The sequence below is a fragment of the Rathayibacter sp. Leaf185 genome (assembly GCF_001423885.1).
In the GTDB taxonomy this organism is placed as follows: domain Bacteria; phylum Actinomycetota; class Actinomycetes; order Actinomycetales; family Microbacteriaceae; genus Rathayibacter.
This window is the reverse complement of sequence record NZ_LMPP01000001.1, coordinates 35,031-56,432: the sequence shown is the minus strand read 5'-3', so window position 1 is coordinate 56,432 and position 21,402 is coordinate 35,031. Positions and strand designations below refer to the sequence as shown.

Genomic DNA, 21,402 nt, shown 5'->3' with positions numbered 1-21,402 from the left:
CGGTCGGCGCGTGCGAGAAACCTAGGCCGGAGGGCACGGGAGCCGCGGCCCCTCAGACCGAAGCTGGGGAGGACTCGCCGTTCGGGCCGATGGTGAGGAGAGGCAGCGCGACGCGGAATGTGGCGCCTCCGCCCGGCGTCTCGACGACGTCGACCCGGCCCTTGTGAGCGCTGACGATGGAGGAGACGATCGCCAGGCCGAGGCCGCTGCCGCCGGTCTCGCGGGTGCGCGAGGTGTCGGCGCGCCAGAAGCGCTGGAAGATCTTCTCGCGGATCTGCGGCGGGATGCCGTCGCCGTGGTCGATGACCTCGAGCAGCGCGAGGCGTCGCGAGCGGTCGACGGCGACGCCGATCTCGATCGGGGTGTCATCGGGGGTGTAGCGGACGGCGTTGCCGATCAGGTTGGTGAGCACCTGGCGGATCTTGTTCTCCTCCGCCATCACCATCGCGGGGACGCCCGGCTCCTCGGGGGCGGCGACGGCGGTGCCTGCGGCGATGTCCTCGGCTGCGAGGCGGCGCGGTCGCCGCCTGAAGCGCGCGAGCCGCGCGCCGGCTGCGGCGATCGGTCCGGTCAGGCCGGGGGAGGCGATCTCCATCGTCTGCGTGGCGGAGCCGTCGAGCTCCTCCGCGTCGAGCGCCGGGGTCTCGACCGGGGTGTCGTCGCGGGTCTCGACGCCGAAGTCGCGATCGGGCCACGAGGCCATCGCATCCATCGCGGCGTCGCGGGCGAGGGGCATGAGGTCGACCGGAGCCAGGGCGAGCGGCTTGGTCTCGTCGAGGCGGGCGAGCTCGAGGAGGTCCTCGACGAGGCCGCCCATCCGGATGGCCTCCTTCTCGATGCGCTCCATCGCCTGGCCGACGGCCTCAGGGGTCTGCAGCGCGCCCATCCGGTAGAGCTCCGCATAGCCGCGGACCGAGACCAGGGGAGTGCGCAGCTCGTGGCTGGCGTCGCCGACGAAGCGGCGCATCTGGTCGATCGTGCGCGCGCGATCGCGGAAGGCGGTGTCGATGCGCCCGAGCATCGCGTTGAGGGAGCGGTTCAGCCGCCCGACCTCGGTGTTGGGCGTCGTGCTGTCGAGCCGCTGGCTGAAGTCGCCGTCGGCGATCGCGGCGGCGGTGCGCTCGACCTCGCGGAGCGGCGCGAAGGTGGTGGTCACGAGCAGACGGGTGAGCATCGCGCCGATGACGACGATCGCGACTCCGAAGCCGAGGAAGATCGTCAGGTACAGCGTCATGATGTAGTCGACGTTGCGGGTCGACGTCGCCAGCAGCAGCGTCGCGATCTCGTTGCCCTGCGAGTACGTCGTGGCGACGTAGTGGTACTCGATCTTGCCGTTGGCGCTGTAGACGGTCTCCACGTGGTCGGTCATCTTGAGCGACTGCTCGATCGTGAACCGCTCGGGGAAGACCGGGTCGGAGGGTCCGACGGCCGTCGTGTCTCCAGGATTGCCCGCCGCGTCGTAGACGGCCCCGCTGTAATCGGCGTCGTCGTCGTCGAGGCCCGCCTCGCCGACGGTCGCGAGAGTGTCGGCGACGGACTGCGCCTTGAGCGTCAGATTGCGGTCGAGCTGCGAGATGAGCTGGGGCTTCAGCATCGTCATCGTCCCGATGCCCGAGACGAGCAGGCCGAGCGTCAGCAGCAGCACCGTGACGGCGGTGATCTTGGTGCGCAACGAGATGGAGTTCCACCGCTCGGCCAGACCCTGGTGCATGGCGGTGGAACTCCCTCGAGATCAAGCGGGCGGCGACTCCTCTTCGGGAGGCGCCACCGGGCCGGAGGTCAGACCTTCGCGACCTTCAGCATGTACCCGAATCCTCGCTTGGTCTGGATGAGCGATTCCTCCGAATGCGTGTCGAGCTTACGTCGGAGGTAGGAGATGTAGGACTCGACGATGCCGGCATCGCCGTTGAAGTCGTACTCCCAGACGTGGTCGAGGATCTGCGCCTTGCTGAGCACCCGGTTGGGGTTGAGCATCAGGTATCGGAGCAGCTTGAACTCGGTCGGGCTGAGCTCGACCGGGTCGTCGCCGACCAGGACCTCGTGCGTGTCCTGGTCCATGGTCAGCTCGCCGGCGCGGATGACGGCGTCCTCCTCGGCGTGCATAGTGCGGCGGAGGATCGCCTTGATGCGCGCGACGATCTCGTCGAGGCTGAACGGCTTGGTCACGTAGTCGTCGCCGCCGACGGTGAGACCGGTGATCTTGTCCTCGGTGTCGTCCTTCGCCGTGAGGAAGAGGATCGGCGAGGTGTAGCCCGCGGAACGGAGGCGCTTGGTGACTCCGAAGCCGTTCATGTCGGGCAGCATCACGTCGAGGATGATGAGGTCCGGCTCCTCCTCGAGGACTGCGGAGATGGCCTGCGCGCCGTTGCCGACCGCACGCACGGCGAAGCCGGCGAAGCGGAGGCTCGTGGTGAGCAGGTCGCGGATGTTGGGCTCGTCGTCGACGATGAGAATGCGGGGTCCGTCCATGGTCGACAGTATCTGCGCGTCAGCTGGACGAAGTCTGGGAGTCGCATGGCCGGGCTATCGACGTCGGCCCGACGTCCTCGGTGAGCCGTCTGGTCAGGAGGCGCGACGTCGCCGCACGCCGACGATCAGCATCGCGATCATCATCAGGAACGCGATCGGGAGGCCGACGAGCGGGAGGGCGAAGACGAATTCCCAGAGCGGGCCGCTGTACTCGCGGATTCCCAGCACCGGCGCGAGCAGGATGGCGAGGAACGCGAGGACCGTCACGACGATGATCGCGATGAACATGTAGGCGAGAGTGCGCTCGACGCGTCCGATGCCCGCGGGCTCCTGTGGCTTCACCCGTCAAGGATAGGGCGGCGCGCAGTCGTCTAAACTGATGGTTGCTTCATTTCAGGAGGGGTTCTGCATGCCTACCGGCAAGGTCAAGTTCTACGACGAGGAGAAGGGCTTCGGCTTCATCAGCACTGATGACGGCCAGGAGGTCTTCCTGCACGCTTCCGCGCTGCCCTCGGGGACCGCGGTGAAGGCCGGCACTCGCCTCGAGTTCGGCATCGCCGACGGCAAGCGGGGCGCTCAGGCGCTCTCGGCCCGCGTCCTCGACGCACCGCCCAGCATGGTCAAGCTCAACCGCAAGTCGGCCGACGACATGTCGGTCATCGTGGAGGACACGGTGAAGCTCCTCGACGGGATCGGCACCGGCCTCAAGCGAGGCCGCTACCCCGACAAGGCGCACGGCAAGACGATCGCGGCGCTGCTGCGCCGAGTGGCGGACGAGCTGGATGCCTGACGCCGACGAGACGACCGGAGGCGCCCTCGAGTGGTCGGACGACCAGCCGTTGACGTTCTCGGGCGACGCCGATCGCGCCGGTGACGACTCCGACGAGCCGGGATCCGAGACCGACGACGCCGATCCGGTCGAGCCGGAGCGGGTGTACGACCTCGATCCTGTGCTCGCCGGGTCCGAGGACCGCGCCAGAGCCGCACTCGCCGAGATCACGACTCCCGACATGATCGGCGCGCTCGTCGCGACGCTCGCGCAGGGCGAGCACGTCGTCTCGCTGCAGTTCGCGAACCTCATGCGCGGGTACCCGGGCTGGCTGTGGACCGCGACGCTCTCGCGGATCGACGAGAGCGAGGACGTCAACGTGCTCGAGGTCGAGCTGCTGCCGGGCGAGGGCTCGGTACTGGCTCCCGACTGGGTGCCGTGGTCGGTCCGTCTGGCGGACTACGAGGCCGCGCAGGAGTCCGGCGAGGGCGAGTTCGACGAGTCGGATGACGACGACGAGTCCGATGACGACGACGAGTCCGATGACGACGACGAGTCGGATGACGACGACGAGTCGGACGATGACGACGAGTCGGACGATGACGACGACTCGGAGGACGACGACTCGGATGACGACGACGAGGAGTCCGACGATGACGAGGACGACCTCGACCGTCGCTGACGGCGGGTCGCGACGTTCCGGCGGCCGGCGATGATCGACTCCGACACCCTGATCACCTACCCCGACGGGGCGACGACCGGCACCGGCGCCGTCGTGCACGTCGAACAGCTCGCCGACGGTCGGTGGGCGACGGTGCTCGACGAGACGCCGGCGCACCCGGTCGATCCCACGTGGCCCGACCAGGGTCCGGATCTCGGCGCGCTGGTCGTCGGCGGAGTCCGCCACGAGCTGCTCGACTGCCGGATCGGTGCCTGGCAGGACGGAGTGCTGCACGTCGGGGACCGGCTCCCGGAGCGCCTGGGCACTCCCGGGTGGAGCTTCGTCGTCGTCCATCTGCTCGCCGATCCGATTCCCCTCGGGGCGTCGGTCGCGGTCGAGATCGACGTCGCTCACCGCGAGCAGCTCTCGCGCGGCCACACCGCCTGCCACCTCGCCTCGCTCGCGCTCAACGCGGCGGTCGCCGATCTCTGGACCAAGGCCGCCCGCGTCGACTCGCTCGGGCGCCCCGACTTCGATCAGGCGGCGATCCAGAGCTCGCTCATTCGCCCCTCGGGCTCGACCGACGTCTACCGGCTCGGGAAGTCGCTGCGGCGCAGCGGGTTCGACACGGCACGCCTCCGGGACGAGCTGCCGGCGATCACCGAGCGGATCGAGGCGCTGCTCGCCGTCTGGGTCGATGCCGATCCCGCCGTGCGCATCGAGCGGGACGACTCCCTCCTCAGCACGCGACGGAGCTGGCGGTGCGACGTCGCGCCCGGAGGCGACGCGACGATCCCGTGCGGCGGCACGCACGTGTCGCGCCTCTCGGATCTCGGGCGGGTGCGCGTGGAGCTGTCGCTCGACGAGGACGCCACCTCGCTCCGGATGGAGACGCGCGCCTCTTGATCAGCGGCGGTTGCGGCTGTAGAAGAGCCCGATCGTCCCGAGCACGAAGCCGATCACGACCGTCGAGAACACGATCGGCGGCACGTCGACTCCCACGGCGACCGCGATCAGGACGCCGACCAGCGCGAGCGCCCAGGCGATGCAGCCGACCAGCAGCGCGGTCGCGTCATCGCTCGGGTACGCCGGTGGGCTCGGACGACGCTCGTCCGTCCTCAGCCACAGGCGCATCCGGATCGCCGCCTCAGTCGGCCAGGCGCTCGACGACGTAGTCGACGCAGGCGAGGAGCGAGCGGACGTCATCGGGCTCGATCGCGACGAAGGTCGCGACGCGCAGCTGGTTGCGTCCGAGCTTGCGGTAGGGCTCGGTGTCGACGATGCCGTTGGCGCGGAGGATCTTCGCGATCAGCGCCGCGTCGATCGAGGCGTCGAAGTCGACGGTCGCCACGACCTGCGAGCGGTGCTCGGCGACCTCGACGAACGGAGTCGCGATCGCCGAGGCCTCTGCCCAGTCGTAGATCGCGCCGGAGGACTCTGCGGTGCGCGCCGACGCCCAGGCGAGGCCGCCGTTGGCGTTCATCCAGTCGAGCTGCGACTCCATCAGGAGGAGTGTGGAGAGGGCGGGAGTGTTGAGCGTCTGGTTCAGGCGCGAGTTGTCGACGGCGTTCTTGAGGCTGAGGAATTCGGGGATGTAGCGGCCGCTCGCGGCGATCCTCTCGACGCGCTCGATCGCGGCGGGGGAGAAGAGGCCGAACCACAGGCCGCCGTCCGAGGCGAAGTTCTTCTGCGGGGCGAAGTAGTAGACGTCGGCCTCGGCGGTGTCGAAGGCGATGCCGCCGGCGGCGCTCGTCGCATCGATCACCGTGAGAGCGCCGTCGTCGCCGTGGACCCGGCGGACCGGCGCCATCACTCCGGTGGACGTCTCGTTGTGCGGCCAGGCGTAGACGTCGACTCCCTCGACGATCTCGATCTCGCTGCGCGATCCTCCGGCGGCCGACACGACGTGCGGCGGCTCGAGGAAGGGGGCGGCGGCCGCCTTGGCGAACTTCTGGCCGAACTCGCCGAAGGTGAGGTTCTCGGCGCGACGCTCGATGAGCGAGAAGGCGGCGGAGTCCCAGAAGGCGGTCGATCCTCCGTTGCCCAGGAGCACCTCGTAGCCGTCGGGCAGGTCGAAGAGCGTGGCGAGGCCGCTGCGGACGCGGCCGACGAGGTCCTTCACGGGAGCCTGCCGGTGCGAGGTCCCGAGCAGGTGCGCGCCCTCGGTCGCGAGGTGGGCGAGCTGGTCGTGCCGCACCTTGGACGGGCCGCAGCCGAATCGTCCGTCGTGCGGGAGGAGCTCGCGAGGAATGGTGACGTCCGGCATGCGTTAATACTAAGGTTCCCGGCTCGCCCCGCCTTCGAGTCACGAAGGCCGGAGCGCTGTGCGCCCTCGCGGATGAGGTCGTTCGGCGCCCACTAAGGTTGAGCGCGCCGAGACGGGAAGGCTGTCATGACGGATCTGATCGACACGACCGAGATGTACCTCCGCACCATCCTCGAGCTCGAGGAGGAGAACATCATCCCCCTCCGGGCCCGCATCTCGGAGCGCCTCAGCCACTCGGGGCCCACCGTCTCGCAGACCGTCGGCCGCATGGAGCGCGACGGCCTCGTCGTCGTCTCGGGCGACCGCCACCTCGAGCTCACGACCGACGGACGCCGCAAGGCGATCCACGTGATGCGCAAGCACCGCCTGGCCGAGCGACTCCTCCACGACGTGATCAAGCTCGACTGGGAGTTCGTGCACGAGGAGGCGTGCCGCTGGGAGCACGTCATGAGCGAGCAGGTGGAGCGCCGCCTCCTCGAGATGCTCGACCACCCCACGGAGTCGCCCTACGGCAACCCGATCCCGGGACTCGACGAGCTCGGCGACTCTCCGGCATCGCGCTTCGCGGACGGCGTCATCAGCCTGCCGCGCTTCGTCGCGGGATCCGCCGAGCCCAAGCGCGGCGTCGTCCGCCGACTGGGGGAGCCGGCGCAGGTCGACCCGGAGCTGCTGCTCCAGCTCAAACAGGCGGGCGTCATCCCCGGAGCCGAGGGCGAGTTCTCGGCGCTGAGCGGCTACGTGCTGGTGCGCATCGACGACGTCGAGGCGGGCATCGAGCTGCCGAACGAGGTCGCGGCGCACATCTTCGTCGTGGTCTGAGGGCCAGGCATTATCCGATCGCAGGAGTCGCGCGCATCATCCGCGCGGAGATCATCGGCGTCGAATGGTGACAAATCGGTAACGGTCGCTTACGCTCTGGGGAGCCCACCGGTCGAACCCCGATCGCTGGGCGCGGAGTCCGACGCCCCCTCGCCCGTCTCGGACCTCGTGAACTTCGATGCTTCGCGCATGAGACGGGACAGCTGCCTGGGCTGACGGGACGTCGGAGGATCTCCCCCTTGCCCCAGAACACTCCTTCCGGTTCACCCGACCGGTTCCGCTCCACCCACCCGAACCGCAATGCCGCCTCGTTCGAGAACCAGCCGCCCGTGATCCGGGCCCGGATGCACGACGAGGCACCCGTCGCCCGCCGTGCGGTCCCGACCGCCCCGGTTCGCCAGGGCGACGTGACCGACTTCGTCCCGTCTCCGCTCGGATCGCCGCGCAGGCGTCGCGGCCGGAAGCTCGGCAAGATCGCGATCGTCGGCTTCGCCGGTGCCCTGGTCGCCACGATGGCGCTGCCCGCCTACGCGTTCTCTCCCGGGACCGAGGACGACGGGCTGTTCGCCGCCTCCAAGGCCGACCTTCTGCGACAGGGTGATGCGCAGAGCGTCGACGTCGCCGGGAGCGTCGTGCTGGCCGCGATCGCGCGCGACGGCTTCTCGGCCGAGGCCGCGCCGCCGCCGCCCGAGCCGGAGCCCGTGGTCGAGCCGGTCGCCGAGACCACCGACGTCGCCGAGGCCCGCGCCGAGACGGCCGAGGAGTTCAACTCCTACGACGGTGCTTCGGCCAGCGAGCTCGCCGCGTCGGCACCGACCACCGGCTACAGCCTCTCGGCGGTCTTCAACACGGCACTGCAGTACCAGGGAGTGCCCTACGTCTTCGGCGGCGCCGACCCGAGCGGCTTCGACTGCTCCGGCTTCGTGATGTACGTCTTCGCGCAGTACGGCATCTCGATGCCGCACTCCTCGACCGCCCAGGGCGCTATGGGGACTCCCGTCTCGCTCGCCGACGCGCAGCCCGGCGACCTCGTCATCATGGACGGGCACGACGGCTTCTACGCGGGCAACGGCAACATCCTGCACGCGCCGTACGAGGGTGCGAGCGTCCGCGTGCAGCCGATCTGGACGTCCGACTACCGCATCGTCCGCATCCCCGGCTGAGCCTGTCCGCTGTACGTCGAGCCCGTCCCGAACCTCCGGGGCGGGCTCCACGCGTTTCGGCGACGGTCTCGCGGTGTGAACTGCGGGTAACGAATCCGGGAGTTCCTCTGGTGTTCCGGGCGTGAAGGGTTAATCTGAACCCCAGTCCGCTCGTGGCGAGCGGACCGGTTCGTCGAGGGACGGAGTGCCGGATGGCCGGGCGGAACGGGCACCACTGCGTGGGGCTGCGTTGGCGCGTGCGGCGGACCGACTCGATCCGGGCGGAGATCCTCTCCGCCTCGGTGCACTCCTCCGACACGCGGATACGACTCCACGACGTCACGCGCCTGCGCGCTGGGGACTCGAAGGGCGCTGTCATCATGACGGCGTCCTTTTTCGTGTCCGCGGCGACGGAGCGGGGCCGAGTGCGACAGCCCGGAGGTCAGTGATGCGCACTTTGGTTCTCAACGCCGGATACGAGCCGCTCGCGGTCGTGTCGTTCAAGCGGGCGCTCGTCCTGCTGATGACCGAGAAGGCGACGATCATCGCGGCCGACGACGAGAATCCGGTGCACGGGGCGGCCGGCGACTACGTGCGGCCCTCCGTGATCCTGCTGACGCGCTACGTGCGGATCCCGAACTCGCGGACCGTACCGGTCTCTCGGCGCGGGGTGCTGCGACGGGACAACCACCGCTGCGGATACTGCGGATCGCACGCGAACACGATCGACCACATCCAGCCCAAGTCGCGCGGTGGGCGCGACACCTGGGAGAACCTGGTCGCCTGCTGCCACCGCTGCAACAACGTCAAGAGCAATCGCACGCCGCTCGAGATGGGCTGGCGCCTGCGCACCGTGCCGCGGGTGCCGCGCGCCGGCTCTTGGCTCGTGCGCGGAGCGGAGCGCACCCAGCCCGAGTGGGACGACTACCTGGTGGCGTCAGCCGCGTGACGCGCCGCGGGCGCTCCTCTCGCGGCGTTGTCGTCGGTCGCGATACCGCCGGTATCGCTTCCTCCTCCGCCTTGCGAGAGAAACGCCCGCGACGCGTCAACGGTTGTGGTCACTCGTTGTCGCCGCCGGTGGCGTCGGAGGCATTGCCGGAGCGCTCGCCGGCCCAGCTCCAGTTCGCGACCTCGGGGAGGTCCTCGCCGAACTCGCGGGTGTAGGCGCGGGCGCGGATCCGGGAGTCCTGCATCTCCTGGCGGAGGCCGGCGGCTCTGGCGCCGAGGCCGGGGGTGCGGTCGATGACGTCGATCACGAGCGAGTAGCGGTCGAGGTCGTTCAGCATCACCATGTCGAACGGAGTGGTCGTCGTCCCGTTCTCCTTGTAGCCGCGGACGTGCAGGTTCTGGTGGCCGGTCCGCTTGTAGGTCAGACGGTGGATCAGCCACGGGTAGCCGTGGTACGCGAAGATCACGGGGCGATTGGGCGTGAAGATCGCGTCGAACTCGCGGTCGGAGAGTCCGTGCGGGTGCTCGGACTCGGACATCAGGCGCATCAGATCGACGACGTTGACGGTGCGGATCGCGAGGTCCGGGAGCTTCTCGCGGAGGATGCTGACGGCAGCGAGGGCCTCGAGGGTCGGCACGTCGCCCGCGCAGGCGATCACGACATCCGGAGACTCGCCCCGGCGCTCGTTGCTGGCCCACTCGAGGATGCCGAGGCCGCGCGTGCAGTGCGCGACAGCCTCCGCCATGGTGAGCCAGGCCGGGGCGGGCTGCTTGCCGGCGACGACGACATTGACGTAGTCGACGCTGCGGAGGCAGTGGTCGTAGACCGAGAGCAGCGTGTTGGCGTCGAACGGCAGGTAGACGCGCACGACCTCCGGCTTCTTGTTGACGACGTGGTCGATGAACCCGGGGTCCTGGTGGCTGAAGCCGTTGTGGTCCTGCCGCCAGACGTGGCTCGAGAGCAGGTAGTTGAGGCTGGCGATCGGGCGCCGCCACTCGATCTCGCGCGTGCCGTTGAGCCACTTGGCGTGCTGGTTGAACATCGAGTCGATGATGTGGATGAACGCCTCGTAGCAGGTGAAGAGCCCGTGGCGGCCGGTGAGGAGGTAGCCCTCGAGCCAGCCCTGGCACTGGTGCTCCGAGAGCACCTCCATCACGCGACCGGCGCGGGCGAGGTGGTCGTCGAACGGGCTGAGCTCGGCCTCCCACTGCTTGTCGGTGGCGGCGTAGACGCTCTGCAGGCGGTTGCTGGCGACCTCGTCCGGGCCGAAGATCCGGAAGTTGGTGGGGTTGGCTCGGATCACGTCCGCGAGCCACTCTCCGAGGACCTTCGTCGCCTCGGCGATGGTCCCGCCGGGCTGCTCGACGACGACCTCGTACTTGCGGAAGTCGGGGAGGCGGAGGGTCTGCCGCAGCAGTCCGCCGTTGGCGTGCGGCGTGGCGCTCATCCGCAGGTCGCCCTCGGGGGCGAGGGAGCGGACGCGGTCGGTGACGCCTCCGCTCTCGGTGAAGAGCTCGTCGGGGCGGTAGGACCGCAGCCACTCCTCGAGGAGGCGGGTGTGCGCCTCCGTGTCGCGGGCGTTGGCGAGCGGGACCTGGTGGGCGCGGTAGGTGCCCTCGACCTGGACGCCGTCGATCTCGGCCGGGCAGGTCCAGCCCTTGGGGGTCTTCAGGATGATCATCGGCCAGGCCGGGCGGGTTGTGTCGCCCTCGGCCGCGCGCTTCTTGATGGCGGCGATGCGGTCGAGCACCGTGTCGAGGACGGCGGCGAAGCGCTCGTGCACGCGCATCGGGTCCTCGCCGTCGAAGCCGCCCTCGACGAGGAACGGCTCGTGGCCGTAGCCGCGCATCAGGCTCTCGAGCTCGGCGTGCGGGATGCGGGCGAGGATCGTGGGGTTCGCGATCTTCCAGCCGTTGAGGTGCAGGATCGGCAGCACGACGCCGTCGGTCGCGGGGTTCACGAACTTGTTCGAGTGCCAGCTGGTGGCGAGTGGCCCGGTCTCGGCCTCGCCGTCGCCGATGACGGTGGCGACGAGCAGGTCGGGGTTGTCGAAGGCGGCTCCGTAGGCGTGGCTCAGCGCGTAGCCGAGCTCGCCGCCCTCGTGGATGCTGCCGGGCGTCTCGGGGGCCGCGTGGCTCGGGATGCCGCCGGGGAAGCTGAACTGGCGGAAGAGGCGGCGCAGGCCGTCCTCGGTCTCGTCGATGTGCGAGTAGATCTCGCTGTAGGTGCCGTCGAGGTAGGCGTTGGCGACCATGCCGGGGCCGCCGTGACCGGGACCGGTGATGTAGAGCGTCGGCTGGCTGCGCTCGCGGATCGCCCGGTTGAGGTGCGCGTAGACGAGGTTCAGGCCGGGCGTCGTGCCCCAGTGGCCGAGGAGGCGGGGCTTGATGTCGTCGCGGCTCAGCGGCGTCCGGAGCAGCGGATTGGCGAGCAGGTAGATCTGGCCCACCGCGAGGTAGTTCGCGGCGCGCCACCAGGCGTCGATCGTCTCGAGGGTGTCGGGGTCGAGGGGAGTGTCGTCGCGCGTGGCCCAGACGTGCTGGGCGGCGGTGGTGATCTCGGATGCGGCCATGAGGCAACGCTGGCAGCACCTGGCCGAGTGCGGAAGGGTCTTGTGGCCCGAGGCTCCGTCTCGGCCCCGGCTCAGCTCCGCCTCAGCCCCGGGGAGTGGCGCGGCGGAGGATCAGGAACCCGGCGACCGCGGCCAGCACCGTCGGGATCAGCAGGAGGGCGAACGCCCCGGTCGGACCGATCGTCGTCGCGATCTCGCCGATCGCGCCCCAGCCGTCCGTCAGGGTGACGAGCGCGAACAGAGCGAGCAGGAGCGCGCCGAGGGCGGTGAAGAAGATCGTCATCCCGCGGGACTGCCAGCGGACGTAGACGGAGGCGGTGGCGGAGCCGACGAAGAAGAAGAAGAGGAACAGGACGAAGGTCGCGAAGGCCTGCTCAGCCCACCCGGTCCCGGCGAAGTCGTCCGACCGGAACATGCTGCCACCGAGTCCCCAGCCGTCGGTCGCCGCCTCGAGCGCCGCGAGGAGGGAGTAGAGCACCGTCCATCCGGCGGAGAGGAGGACGAAGGTCAGCGCGCTGCCGAGGACGTAGTCGCGCCTCGTCGAGCCGTAGCCCAGGGCGAGGGCGAACGTGACGTTCGTGGCCTGGATCGCCACGATCAGCATGTAGATGAAGATGAAGAACGTACCCCCGGTGATCCTGACTCCGGAGTCGCCGCCGGCCGTCTCGACCCCGATCAGCCGGAGGACGAGCAGCCAGATGACGAGGCTCCCGGCGACGATGGCCGCGAGGATCAGCAGGGGTGAGTAGAGCAGCGTCGCCGGGTTGGCGAAGTGGAGGCGGACGACGGCGAGCAGTCGATTCGCCCGGGTGGGGCGCCGTCCGGTGGCGGTGATCGTCGTGGTCATGGTGCTGGTCCTTCCTGTGCGGTGGGCCGACGCTCAGGGCGCCGGGATGTCGGTGCGGTCGTTCAGCCGCGTGGCGTCGCGCGGCGGAGGATCAGGTGACCGGCGAGGGCGGCGAGCGCGGTCGGGATCAGCGAGAGCGCGTATCCGCCGACGAAGCCGACGCGGGCGAAGAACGCGCCGAACTCCGCCCAGCTCTCGGTGAGGGTGAGCAGCGTGACCGCTCCGAGCACGAGAGCGCCGAGCGCGGTGAAGAAGACGAGCATGCCCCGCTGACGCCAGCGGACGTAGGCGGAGGCGGTGGCCGCGCCGACGAAGAAGAAGAACAGGAACGCGCAGAGAACCGCGAAGACGCGCTCGAGCAGCGAGCCGTCGCCGAAGTAGATCGAGCGGAAGAAGTTGCCGCCGAAGCCCCACCCGCCGGTCGATTCCTCGAGGCCGCCGAGGACGGCGAAGAGCGCGGTCCAGGCGAACGAGAGTCCGATGAAGGTGACGGCGCTGCCGAGGGAGAACTCGCGTCGGGTGGAGCCGTAGCCGAGAGCCAGCCCGAAGCTGATGTTCACGGCCTGGACGGCGACCACCCCCATGTAGACGAAGATGAAGAACGTCGCGCCCGAGTACTGCATGCCGAGCGTCGTCTCGTCGATCTCGGCCTGAGTGTCGAGGTTCTGCAGGATCAGCCACCACACCGCGAGGTTGCCGAGGAAGATCACCATCAGGATCAAGAACGGCGTGTAGAGGATCGTGGCCGGGTTCGCGAAGTGGAGCCGGACGACGGCGAGGAGCCGGCCGCCGCTGCGGGAGCGGGTGTCGGTGAAGGCGGTCATCTCTCGTCCTTCCCGGTGGTGAGCTGCACGACGAGCTGCTGGAGCGAGACCGGCTCGAGCTCCAGTCCGAAGGCGCGGGCGCTCTCACGTCCTGCCTGGTCGAGCCGGGGGAGCGTGGCCGTGGCGAGGCCCCCCATTGCGGTGCGGCCGATGACCTCGCGGCTGCTGGTGAACGAGTCGACCGCGCCGCGGGGCCCGGTGACCGTCGCGGCCGAGCCGCGCAGCTCCTCCGTGTCGCTGTCGATGAGGAGGCGGCCGTCGTCGATGACGAGGACGTGCTCGAGGAGGTTGCTGACCTCGTCGATCAGGTGGGTCGAGAGGATGACGGTGCGCGGGTGCTCGGCGAAGTCGGCGAGCAGGCGGTCGTAGAAGAGCTGCCGGGCGACGGCGTCGAGACCGAGGTAGGGCTCGTCGAAGAAGGTCAGCGGGGCGCGGGAGGCGAGGCCGACGATCACGCCGATCGCCGAGAGCTGGCCGCGGCTCACCTTCTTGACCTTGCGGTCGAGGGGGAGGCGGAACTCCCCGACGAGCTGCTGGGCGAACTCCTCGTCCCAGCCCTCGAAGAACCAGCGGGCGCTCGTGAGGACGTGCTTGACCCGGAAGTCGTCGGGGTACTTCTGGCTCTCCTTGATGAAGCAGGTGCGGGAGAGGACCGCGGCGTTCTCGACGGGGGAGGCGCCGAAGACGCGGATGTCGCCGCTGCTCGCGAACTCCTGGCCGGTGAGCAGTGACATGAGGGTGGTCTTACCGGCGCCGTTGCGGCCGAGGAGGCCGTGGATCCGGTTCTCGTCGAGCGCGAAGCTGACATCGGTGACCGCGTGCATGGAGCCGTAGTGCTTGCTGAGGCCGGCGACCTCGATGACCGCGCTCATCGCGATCCCCCTTCGTTGATCATGGCGGCGAGCTGCTCTGTGGTGAGGCCGAGCTTGGCGGCCTCGGCGAGCAGCGGTGCGACGAACTGGTCGCGGAACTGCGTGCGGCGCTTCTCGACCAGCCGGTCGCGGGCGCCCTCGGCGACGAACATGCCGATCCCCCGTCTCTTGTAGAGGACCCCGTCGTCGACGAGCAGGTTCACGCCCTTGCCGGCCGTGGCCGGGTTGATGCGGTGAAACGCTGCGAACTCGTTGGTGGAGGGGACCTGGGTCTCTTCGGGGAGCGCCCCGGCGATGATGTCGTTCTCGATCTGCTCCGCGATCTGCAGGAAGATCGGGCGGGAGTCGTCCATGGGGGCCTCCTTCCCTGGCTGGTGTGTTGGTTAGTTGGTGCAGTAACTAACCAAGCAGGGTGCGGGGCTGCTGTCAAGGGTGCGCGGTCGTGGCGAGGCGACCGGTCGTCGGTACACTGGACCCGGCCAGCCTCTGTAGCTCAATGGAAGAGCGACTCCGTCCTAAGGAGCAGGTTGGGGGTTCGAGTCCCTCCAGGGGCACCACAGCGTCGGTACGAGAACCGTTGCCGACGTCGGCGCCTCGGCTGCAGGGCGGCCAGCGGAGAGCTTCTGCCGGTCCGAGCGGGGCGCCCTCTTGCCTGCGTGGGGCAGCACGCTGCGGCGAGTCGTGTGCCGCGGCGTGTGATGTCCGGTGGTCCGCGACGGCGGCGGAGGTGCGGGCGGTGGTGACGCCCGCGGTCACGCCTCTTCGCGCAGCCCGAGCGTCGAGAGCGCTGCCGCGGCACCGTCGACGCGCTCCGAGGCGTTGATCGTGGGTCCGTGCTGTGCAGTGACAGCGTCGGTGAGGGTGTCGCCGTGCAGGTGCGGGTGGTGCCAGATGGTCGCGGCGATGCCGTCGAGCACGTGCACGGTGCCGGCGGCCAGGACGATGACCCGCTGTCCGTCCGTGACCGCATTGCGATTCTCGACCTCCCGCCAGCTCTCGTCCGGTGCGGGTGGCGCCGAGAGCAGCTCGGCGGTGATCGGGACGAGCTGCTCCGCGTCGCGGTAGCGGACCCGGTGCACGCCTCCGAGGCCCGCTGCGAGGCGGGCGAGGATCGGGATGCCGTTCTCGAGCGCGGGCAGGGCACTGGTCTCGGGCACCAGCAGCGGGATCGCGTCGGCCAGGTCGAGGAGTGCGAGCCGGCAGCAGGCCGAGCTCGTCGGGCGAGAAGGGCCGCTTGGGCATGCCCTCCGCGGTCCGGATCAGGAGCGGCTTCTCGTAGGGGAGGATCCGCCCCTCCGGGGTGATGCCGGTCGTCTCGTCGGTCAGGTACCCGTAGGTGCGGCCCAGGGTCGCGGCGGCCGTCGTCTTCCCTCGACCGGAGGGCCCGACGAGCACGATCGTGGCGCCGGTCGGGTCGGCGAGGGCGCAGGCGTGCAGCATCAGGAGCGAGCCCCGCGCGGCCTCGATCGCCCGCAGCGTCACCTCCGCGATCGCAGCCGAGGCCCGATGATCGAAGGGATCCGTCGAGCTGTGGAGGGTGAAAGAACTGTCGCCCACGGAATCCGGAAGACTGACCGACGCGCGATCCCAGAGCGCTCTCATGGCGGCACGGTCCGCAGTGGAGAGACGACGCACATCCATCGCGATGGTCCGGTTCAACGCCCGAATCAGCACTGCAGTGTCCTCGCTGCCTCACGCCGGAGCGTGAGCCGTGGAGTCACGGTCAGGAGGGGTATCCAGGCATGTGGACGGTCGTGAACGACGTCGGAACCCCGTTTCCCGTTGCGTACACGATCAGATCGGATCCGCGTTCGAGCGTGCGGTTCGTGAAGCAGTCGAACGAGACGCTCTGCCCGGGCTGGTACACGTCGGAGCCGGTATAGAGTTCGGCGGCGTTATCGAGCTCTCCGCCACGGTTGAAGATCGAGTAGCTGTAGGCGTTGCCGGGGCCGCCGGCGATCACGGAGCGAGCGATGTTGGTGTCGGCGTACTCGAACACCAGCGTGAGGAGTTGCTGGGGCGTCTGCGACGTGTTCGTGACGGTGAAGACAGCGTGCACGATGCCGGTCCCCAGTACCTCCGGTGCGCTCCACGTTCCCGTCAATCCATCGAACGGCTCCGGAGTCACGCTCGCCTGAGCAGCCGGCGCGCAAACCGCTGCGAGGACGAGGGGCGCGGACCAGCCGGCGGCCTGGGCGAGGTGGCGACGCGAGAGGCCGGTCGACTCAGTGGCGGTCTCTTCGAGGTCAGTCATGAGCGTGCTCCAGGGCGTTCGGTCCGGCGAGGGATCGGAAGCGCGACGGCCGCCGGTCGGCGAGGCGGGCCCGTCTCCGTGCCGCACACCATCGGCGCGACCCGGTCGACCGGAGTGGGGTGCGCAACGGTCGACGCGCTCAGTGTGACCTACTCCGCCCTGATCGGCCGCGGATCGGGACACCCCCCTTTAAGCGCGGCTCCAGGTCTGGATCCGATTCTCGGGCCCGCGCCCGGAGCCTCGCCTTCTGGTCCACCCGGATCGTGCTGCTGCCTGAGCGCTGATCTGATTGCTCTCACAGCTGACGCCTGCGCACCGCATCGCTTCGGCGACCGAGTTGCGCCGCGGGGCGTGAAGGGCGGCGCTTCGCGGCGGTGTCCTCCCGGCGCCTTCCGCCGTGGCTCGGGATCCCTGATCCTCGGCGAGGTGGCGGTAGGTTCCGTCCATGAGACTGACGGCACTGCCCGATGGGGCGAGCTGGAACCACAGGGGAGCACGAGCCGGTTTCGAGGTCGCTTTCTTCGAGGTCCTGAGCGACGGGCATCGTGTGGTCGGTCACACGACCGCACACGAGTCCTCCGCGCTCTGGTCGGTCGGCTACGACGTGACGGCGGATCGTTCGTGGACAACAGTCGCGGTCAAGGCGGCGAATCTGTCGGACGCAGGGAGAGCCGAACTGACGCTGACGCGCGACTCCACGGGACGGTGGACCGCGAACGGTGAGCTGCGACCCGAGCTCGACGGATGCCTGGATGTCGATTTCGAGTCGTCCGCGGTGACGAACACGCTCCCCCTCCACCGTCTCGACTTCGTCGAGGGAGTCGGTGTCGACGTGCCGGCAGCCTTCGTCCGCGCTGATGACCTCCGCGTGGAGCGTCTCGAACAGCGCTACACCTTGATCGAGGCCGGCCCGGAGCAGATCCTGTTCCACTACGAGTCGTCGACTTTCGGATTCGCGTGCGATCTCAGGTACGACGGCTCAGGGCTCGTCGCCGAGTACCCCGGGATCGCGGACAGAGACGCCTAGGCGCACGATGAGCGAGCCGAGCCGTGTCAGAGCCCCGCGGGCTTCTCGGGGGTGTAGAGCCAGGTCTGGAAGAACGCCGACAGGTCGCGTCCCGAAAGGTCCTCGGCGAGGTCCTCGAGGTCGGCGGTGCTCACCGTGGAGTAGCGGTTCTCGGAGGCCCACCGCGTGAGCAGCGTGTCGAACGTCTCCGCACCGATCTCGTCGCGGAGCTCGACGAGGAAGAGCCCACCTCGGGCGTAGACGGGGCCGTCGAACAGGCCGGTCGCGCCCGGATCCGCGACCTTCGTCGACCAGAACTCGTCGTCGGCGGGGATCGCGGCGATCTCCCCGGCGGACTCGGCGACGCTCGATCGGCCGGCGTGCTCCTCCCAGAGCCACTCCGCGTAGGTCGCGAAGCCCTCGTTCAGCCAGATGTCCGACCAGACGCCCGGCGTGACGCTGTCCCCGTACCACTGGTGCGCGATCTCGTGAGCGACGGTCGTCTCGTCGGCTCCGCCGGAGTAGAAGGAGCGGCCCTGCGTCTCGAGCGCGTATCCGATCTCCTCGTCGTCGACCACGGCGCCGCCGGAGCGGAACGGGTAGCGCCCGAAGGTCGCCGAGAAGAAGTCGATGATCTCGCCCTGCTTCGCCAGGGCGGCCTCGGTCTGGACCCTGGTGTCTCCGGTGATGTCCCGGTCGATCGCGTCGATCGTCGTGACTCCGCCCTTCTTCGAGGTGACCAGGTCGTAGTCGCCGATGTTGACCATGGCGAGGTAGCTCGCCATCGGGCTGGTCTCGACCCAATGCGACGTCGTCCAGCCCTTCGAGGTGGTCGGGGAGCCGATCGGGACGCCGTTCGCGACCACTGTCTTGCCCTGCGGAACGGTGATGCTGAAGGAGTACAGCGCCTTGTCGGCGGGGGAGTCGTTGACGGGGTACCAGGTGGAGGCGCCGTTCGGCTCGCTGGCGACGAGAGCGCCATCGCTGGTCGACCACCAGCCGAAGGGGGCGCCGGTGTCGTCCACCGGGTTGCCGGTCGTGCCGGCGTACTCGATGCTCACGAGCGCGGGCACCCCCTTCTTCAGCGCGCGAGCGGGGGTGATGGTCAGTTCGTCACCGGACTGCGTCGCCACGGCTGCGCGCGCATTGACCGTGACCTTCGAGACCGTCAGGCCGGTGAGGTCGAAGGAGAACGAGCGGAGGTCCTGCGTCGGGGCGAGCGTCACGACCGCCCGGCCGCCGAGGGCGCGCGAGGCCGGGTCGTATCTCAGGAAGAGGCTGTAGGAGAGGGCGTCGAAGCCCGTGCTGCCGAGGCCGGGGAAGTACGGGTCGCCGGCACTGGTGCCGCCGTCGACGGGTCCTGCGCCGGCGGAGGGGGCTGCCGCGGCGGCCGGGGCGAGGAGGAGCGAGGAGGCGACGAGCGCGCTGAGCGCGAGGGTGGCGGGTGTGCGCATGTGCTCACGCTAACCGTCAGAGGTCTTGCGCGCGCCTTCCCTTTCTCCGCTCTGATCGCTCTCCTCGCGTCTCGCCTCCCGCGTCCTCTGCGGGAGGCGTGTCAGGCGACGCTGGAGACGTGCGGGAGGTCAGGCGACGCGGGAGCGATCCGAGCGGCGAGCCGCGGTGACGCGGAGGAGGAGGGTCGCCACGAGCACGACGGCTGCGGCGATGAGCGCGGCGATACCGGCGGGGACCGAGATGAGCTCGCCGGTGAAGCGGCCGACCGCCACCCAGGCGAGGCCCCAGCAGAGGGAGAGCATGGGGGCGAGGCGGCCGCGGCCGGTGACGGCGAGGAGCAGGCCGACCAGCGCGGCGACGGCCAGGACGACGGCCGCCCAGACGGAGGCGCCGGGGCCGTCGGCGGTGCCGAGGCCGGCGGCGACGAGGCCGGCGGTGACATTGGCCGCGGTGGCGACGCAGACCCAGCCGAGATAGAGGCCGAAGGTGCCGTCCGTGATGATCGCGTCGACGACTCCGCTGGTGCGGGTGGCGCGGAGGAGCACGAAGATGCGGGCGAGGACGGCGAGCAGGAGGGTGATCACCACGACGCTGAGGGCGAGGAGGCCGGCCTGCACGACGAGGATCCACGCGGCGTTCAGGAGCAGGCTCGCGGCCGCCCAGTAGCCGAGGCGGCGGTGACGGTCGCGGGTGGCCTGCGAGGGGAGGAACTGCCAGATCGCGTAGGCGATGAGGCCGAGGTAGATGACGCTCCAGATCGCGAAGGCGGGACCGTCGGGGGCGATGGGCGTCGAGGAGGCGGACAGCGCTCCTCCGGCAGCGTTCTGGATCTGCGTGCCGCCGGCGGCACCCGAGCCGATGAACGAGCCGACGATCGCGAGCACGGCGCTGACGGCGACGACGGACTGCCGGATGCGGTCGGCGCGGGTGGGGGATGCTGTGGCGGTCATGTCGCTCCTCGATTAGTCAGCTAGCTGATTAAAGAGCCTAGCGGGTTCGGGGCGGGTCGTGCCGACCAGTGGCCGCTCAGAACAGGCGGGTGGCCCTGACCTCCTCCGGCTCCTCGAGGTCGAGCAGGTGGCGCTTGCGGGCGAGGCCGCCTGCGAAGCCGGTGAGGGCGCCGTCGGCGCCGAGGACGCGGTGGCAGGGGACGATGATCGAGACCGGGTTGTGGCCGACGGCCTGGCCGACGCGCTGGGCCAGGTGAGGGTTGCCGAGATCGCGGGCGATCGCTCCGTACGTCGTCGTCCCGCCGTAGGGGACCGCCAGCAGCGTCGCCCAGACCGACTGCGAGAAGGCGTCGCCCTGCAGTGCCAGGGGTAGATCGAAGGAGCGGCGATCGCCCGCGAAGTACTCATCGAGCTGCTGCGCCGCGTCGCCGAAGATCGCGGCCGAGGGGTCCTCCTCGCCGATCGATCCCGCAGCGGGCGGATAGCGGTGACCGTCGAAGTAGAGCCCCGCCAGGGTGTCGCCGTCGGCCACCAGGAGCAGGTCGCCCACGACCGTCGGGATGCCGGCATGCCTCATCGGGCCAGGGTAGTGCTGCTCCCTCGGACGGGGTGCGTCCCGGGGCCGTGCCTCCGGAATGGCGGGGGAGCAGCGCGCGTTGCCTCGAGAATGACGATCGAACCCGCGGTGCTCGAGGATGTCCTGGCTTCGCTCGAGGTGACGCTCGGGGCGACTCGGCGCGCGACCCTCGCCTCCGGAGAGCGGACCGTGCTCGCGGCCGGCGCCGTCGTGCTCGTGTACGTCGCCGAGGGCGAGGTCACGGCGCTCGCTCCGGAGGCGACCGCCTGCGCGCTCGACGTGTGCGCGGGGGACGCTGTGGCCGCCTCCGTGCCCCGGACCCTGCTCGCGGGGGACGCGCTGGTGACCTTCGGGCGGCGGGCGGCGACGCTCGCGTCGGTCTCGGGCGCTCGGCTGACGATCGTCGAGGTGCAGCTCGATACCGGAGCGTGCCCTCGGTCGCTGCCGAGTCTGGTGTTCGCGACCGGCTTCGCGCGGCTCGAGCCCGCCGCCGCGGCGCTGGCGGCGCAGCTCGGACCGGCATATGACGGCTCGGCGCGATCGGGCGACCCCGTGATCTGCCGGCTGATGGTGCGGACCGTGCTGCTCTCGGTGGTGCGGGCGTGGGCGTTCGGGGACGCGAGCGCAGCGCCTCCGGTGACGGGCGACCGCTACCTCGACCGGGTGGCGGCGGCCGTGAACAGCGAGCCCGGCCGCGAGTGGACGGTCGACCAGCTCGCGAGCGTCGGCGCCATGTCGCGCACGGTGCTGACGGAGCGGTTCCGGGCGGCGTTCGGGCGGAGCCCCGCGGGCTATGTCACCGAGGTGCGGATGCGGAGGGCGAAGGAGCTGCTGGAGGCGGGAGGGACCGTGTCGGAGGCGTCGAGGGCGCTCGGCTACTCCTCCGACGACGGGTTCAGCCGGGCATTCCGGCGCCACGCCGGCGTCGTGCCGTCGCAGTGGCGAGCGGCGCGACCCGCGGCGTGAGCGG

At 70.0% G+C, this 21,402-nt stretch carries 23 protein-coding genes and 1 tRNA gene; 9 read left to right on the top strand and 15 right to left on the bottom strand.

The genetic code is table 11. The features are described 5' to 3' along the window. Positions 1-52: 52 nt before the first annotated feature. The 3 genes from ASG06_RS00300 to ASG06_RS00290 all read right to left on the bottom strand — a co-directional run bounded on the left by ASG06_RS00300 (position 53) and on the right by ASG06_RS00290 (position 2,811). The gene (locus ASG06_RS00300) at positions 53-1,711 is read right to left on the bottom strand and encodes a sensor histidine kinase (protein WP_056036934.1); all 1,659 of its coding nucleotides are present in this window, start codon (positions 1,709-1,711) and stop codon (positions 53-55) included. A 68-nt stretch (positions 1,712-1,779) separates the two neighbouring features. Next, positions 1,780-2,469, bottom strand: a complete 690-nt coding sequence (locus ASG06_RS00295; protein WP_056036932.1) for a response regulator transcription factor — start codon at positions 2,467-2,469, stop codon at positions 1,780-1,782. A gap of 93 nt (positions 2,470-2,562) precedes the next feature. Beyond that, positions 2,563-2,811 carry a hypothetical protein gene (locus ASG06_RS00290; protein WP_231727570.1) on the bottom strand — a complete coding sequence of 83 codons (249 nt, stop codon included), beginning with the start codon at positions 2,809-2,811 and terminating at the stop codon, positions 2,563-2,565. A gap of 67 nt (positions 2,812-2,878) precedes the next feature. Here ASG06_RS00290 and ASG06_RS00285 point away from each other — a divergent pair, with 67 nt between their 5' ends. Genes ASG06_RS00285 through ASG06_RS00275 form a run of 3 tightly spaced genes read left to right on the top strand, consistent with a single transcriptional unit; the run spans position 2,879 to position 4,805 of the window. Next, entirely contained in the window at positions 2,879-3,259 is a 381-nt protein-coding gene (locus tag ASG06_RS00285; RefSeq protein ID WP_056036929.1) for a cold-shock protein, read from the top strand. Next, complete coding sequence (locus ASG06_RS00280) at positions 3,252-3,920, top strand: DUF3027 domain-containing protein (RefSeq protein WP_082498833.1); 669 nt, start codon at positions 3,252-3,254, stop codon at positions 3,918-3,920. The genes ASG06_RS00285 and ASG06_RS00280 overlap by 8 nt, the downstream gene beginning before the upstream one ends. Positions 3,921-3,950: 30 nt before the next feature. Beyond that, complete coding sequence (locus ASG06_RS00275) at positions 3,951-4,805, top strand: hypothetical protein (protein WP_056036926.1); 855 nt, start codon at positions 3,951-3,953, stop codon at positions 4,803-4,805. Here ASG06_RS00275 and ASG06_RS00270 read toward each other — a convergent pair whose 3' ends face one another. Further along, a complete protein-coding gene (locus tag ASG06_RS00270; protein WP_056036923.1) occupies positions 4,806-5,033 on the bottom strand; it encodes a DUF2530 domain-containing protein in 228 nt (75 codons plus the stop codon). A 13-nt stretch (positions 5,034-5,046) separates the two neighbouring features. Further along, positions 5,047-6,165, bottom strand: a complete 1,119-nt coding sequence (gene serC / locus ASG06_RS00265; protein WP_056036919.1) for a phosphoserine transaminase — start codon at positions 6,163-6,165, stop codon at positions 5,047-5,049. 126 nt (positions 6,166-6,291) lie between these two features. Here serC and ASG06_RS00260 point away from each other — a divergent pair, with 126 nt between their 5' ends. From ASG06_RS00260 to ASG06_RS00245, 3 genes are all read left to right on the top strand, one after another. Then, the gene (locus ASG06_RS00260; protein ID WP_056036916.1) at positions 6,292-6,984 is read left to right on the top strand and encodes a metal-dependent transcriptional regulator; all 693 of its coding nucleotides are present in this window, start codon (positions 6,292-6,294) and stop codon (positions 6,982-6,984) included. Between the two features lie 239 nt (positions 6,985-7,223). Continuing rightward, positions 7,224-8,147 (top strand): C40 family peptidase, encoded by a 924-nt coding sequence (locus ASG06_RS00255; protein ID WP_056036914.1) that lies wholly within the window; start codon positions 7,224-7,226, stop codon positions 8,145-8,147. 427 nt (positions 8,148-8,574) lie between these two features. Further along, the gene (locus ASG06_RS00245) at positions 8,575-9,075 is read left to right on the top strand and encodes an HNH endonuclease (protein ID WP_056036907.1); all 501 of its coding nucleotides are present in this window, start codon (positions 8,575-8,577) and stop codon (positions 9,073-9,075) included. 109 nt (positions 9,076-9,184) lie between these two features. Here the strand turns inward: ASG06_RS00245 and ASG06_RS00240 are convergent, their stop codons facing one another. The 5 genes from ASG06_RS00240 to ASG06_RS00220 form a co-directional block, all read right to left on the bottom strand. Further along, entirely contained in the window at positions 9,185-11,647 is a 2,463-nt protein-coding gene (locus ASG06_RS00240; RefSeq protein WP_082498832.1) for a phosphoketolase family protein, read from the bottom strand. An 82-nt stretch (positions 11,648-11,729) separates the two neighbouring features. Continuing rightward, positions 11,730-12,494 (bottom strand): hypothetical protein, encoded by a 765-nt coding sequence (locus ASG06_RS00235; protein WP_056036904.1) that lies wholly within the window; start codon positions 12,492-12,494, stop codon positions 11,730-11,732. Between the two features lie 62 nt (positions 12,495-12,556). After that, a complete protein-coding gene (locus tag ASG06_RS00230; protein ID WP_056036900.1) occupies positions 12,557-13,318 on the bottom strand; it encodes a hypothetical protein in 762 nt (253 codons plus the stop codon). Continuing rightward, the gene (locus ASG06_RS00225; RefSeq protein ID WP_056036896.1) at positions 13,315-14,190 is read right to left on the bottom strand and encodes an ABC transporter ATP-binding protein; all 876 of its coding nucleotides are present in this window, start codon (positions 14,188-14,190) and stop codon (positions 13,315-13,317) included. The genes ASG06_RS00230 and ASG06_RS00225 overlap by 4 nt, the downstream gene beginning before the upstream one ends. After that, the gene (locus ASG06_RS00220) at positions 14,187-14,543 is read right to left on the bottom strand and encodes a GntR family transcriptional regulator (RefSeq protein WP_056036893.1); all 357 of its coding nucleotides are present in this window, start codon (positions 14,541-14,543) and stop codon (positions 14,187-14,189) included. The genes ASG06_RS00225 and ASG06_RS00220 overlap by 4 nt, the downstream gene beginning before the upstream one ends. Positions 14,544-14,672: 129 nt before the next feature. Here ASG06_RS00220 and ASG06_RS00215 point away from each other — a divergent pair. Further along, positions 14,673-14,747, top strand: a tRNA-Arg gene (locus tag ASG06_RS00215). Between the two features lie 195 nt (positions 14,748-14,942). Here ASG06_RS00215 and ASG06_RS00210 read toward each other — a convergent pair. Both ASG06_RS00210 and ASG06_RS00205 read right to left on the bottom strand, forming a co-directional pair. Then, positions 14,943-15,347 carry a hypothetical protein gene (locus ASG06_RS00210; protein ID WP_056074116.1) on the bottom strand — a complete coding sequence of 135 codons (405 nt, stop codon included), beginning with the start codon at positions 15,345-15,347 and terminating at the stop codon, positions 14,943-14,945. A gap of 566 nt (positions 15,348-15,913) precedes the next feature. Then, on the bottom strand, positions 15,914-16,444 hold the full coding sequence (locus ASG06_RS00205) for a hypothetical protein (protein ID WP_056036887.1): 531 nt from the start codon (positions 16,442-16,444) through the stop codon (positions 15,914-15,916). A 445-nt stretch (positions 16,445-16,889) separates the two neighbouring features. Between ASG06_RS00205 and ASG06_RS00200 the strand changes: the two genes are divergently transcribed. Continuing rightward, entirely contained in the window at positions 16,890-17,471 is a 582-nt protein-coding gene (locus tag ASG06_RS00200; RefSeq protein WP_082498831.1) for a putative glycolipid-binding domain-containing protein, read from the top strand. A 26-nt stretch (positions 17,472-17,497) separates the two neighbouring features. Here ASG06_RS00200 and ASG06_RS00195 read toward each other — a convergent pair whose 3' ends face one another. The 3 genes from ASG06_RS00195 to ASG06_RS00185 form a co-directional block, all read right to left on the bottom strand. After that, on the bottom strand, positions 17,498-18,904 hold the full coding sequence (locus ASG06_RS00195) for a M1 family metallopeptidase (RefSeq protein ID WP_056036880.1): 1,407 nt from the start codon (positions 18,902-18,904) through the stop codon (positions 17,498-17,500). A gap of 129 nt (positions 18,905-19,033) precedes the next feature. Beyond that, positions 19,034-19,855, bottom strand: coding sequence for a tryptophan-rich sensory protein (locus ASG06_RS00190; protein WP_056036876.1), 822 nt, complete (start codon positions 19,853-19,855; stop codon positions 19,034-19,036). A 76-nt stretch (positions 19,856-19,931) separates the two neighbouring features. After that, complete coding sequence (locus ASG06_RS00185; RefSeq protein WP_056036873.1) at positions 19,932-20,432, bottom strand: methylated-DNA--[protein]-cysteine S-methyltransferase; 501 nt, start codon at positions 20,430-20,432, stop codon at positions 19,932-19,934. A gap of 90 nt (positions 20,433-20,522) precedes the next feature. Here ASG06_RS00185 and ASG06_RS00180 point away from each other — a divergent pair, with 90 nt between their 5' ends. Beyond that, complete coding sequence (locus tag ASG06_RS00180; protein WP_056036869.1) at positions 20,523-21,398, top strand: helix-turn-helix transcriptional regulator; 876 nt, start codon at positions 20,523-20,525, stop codon at positions 21,396-21,398. Positions 21,399-21,402: the final 4 nt, after the last annotated feature.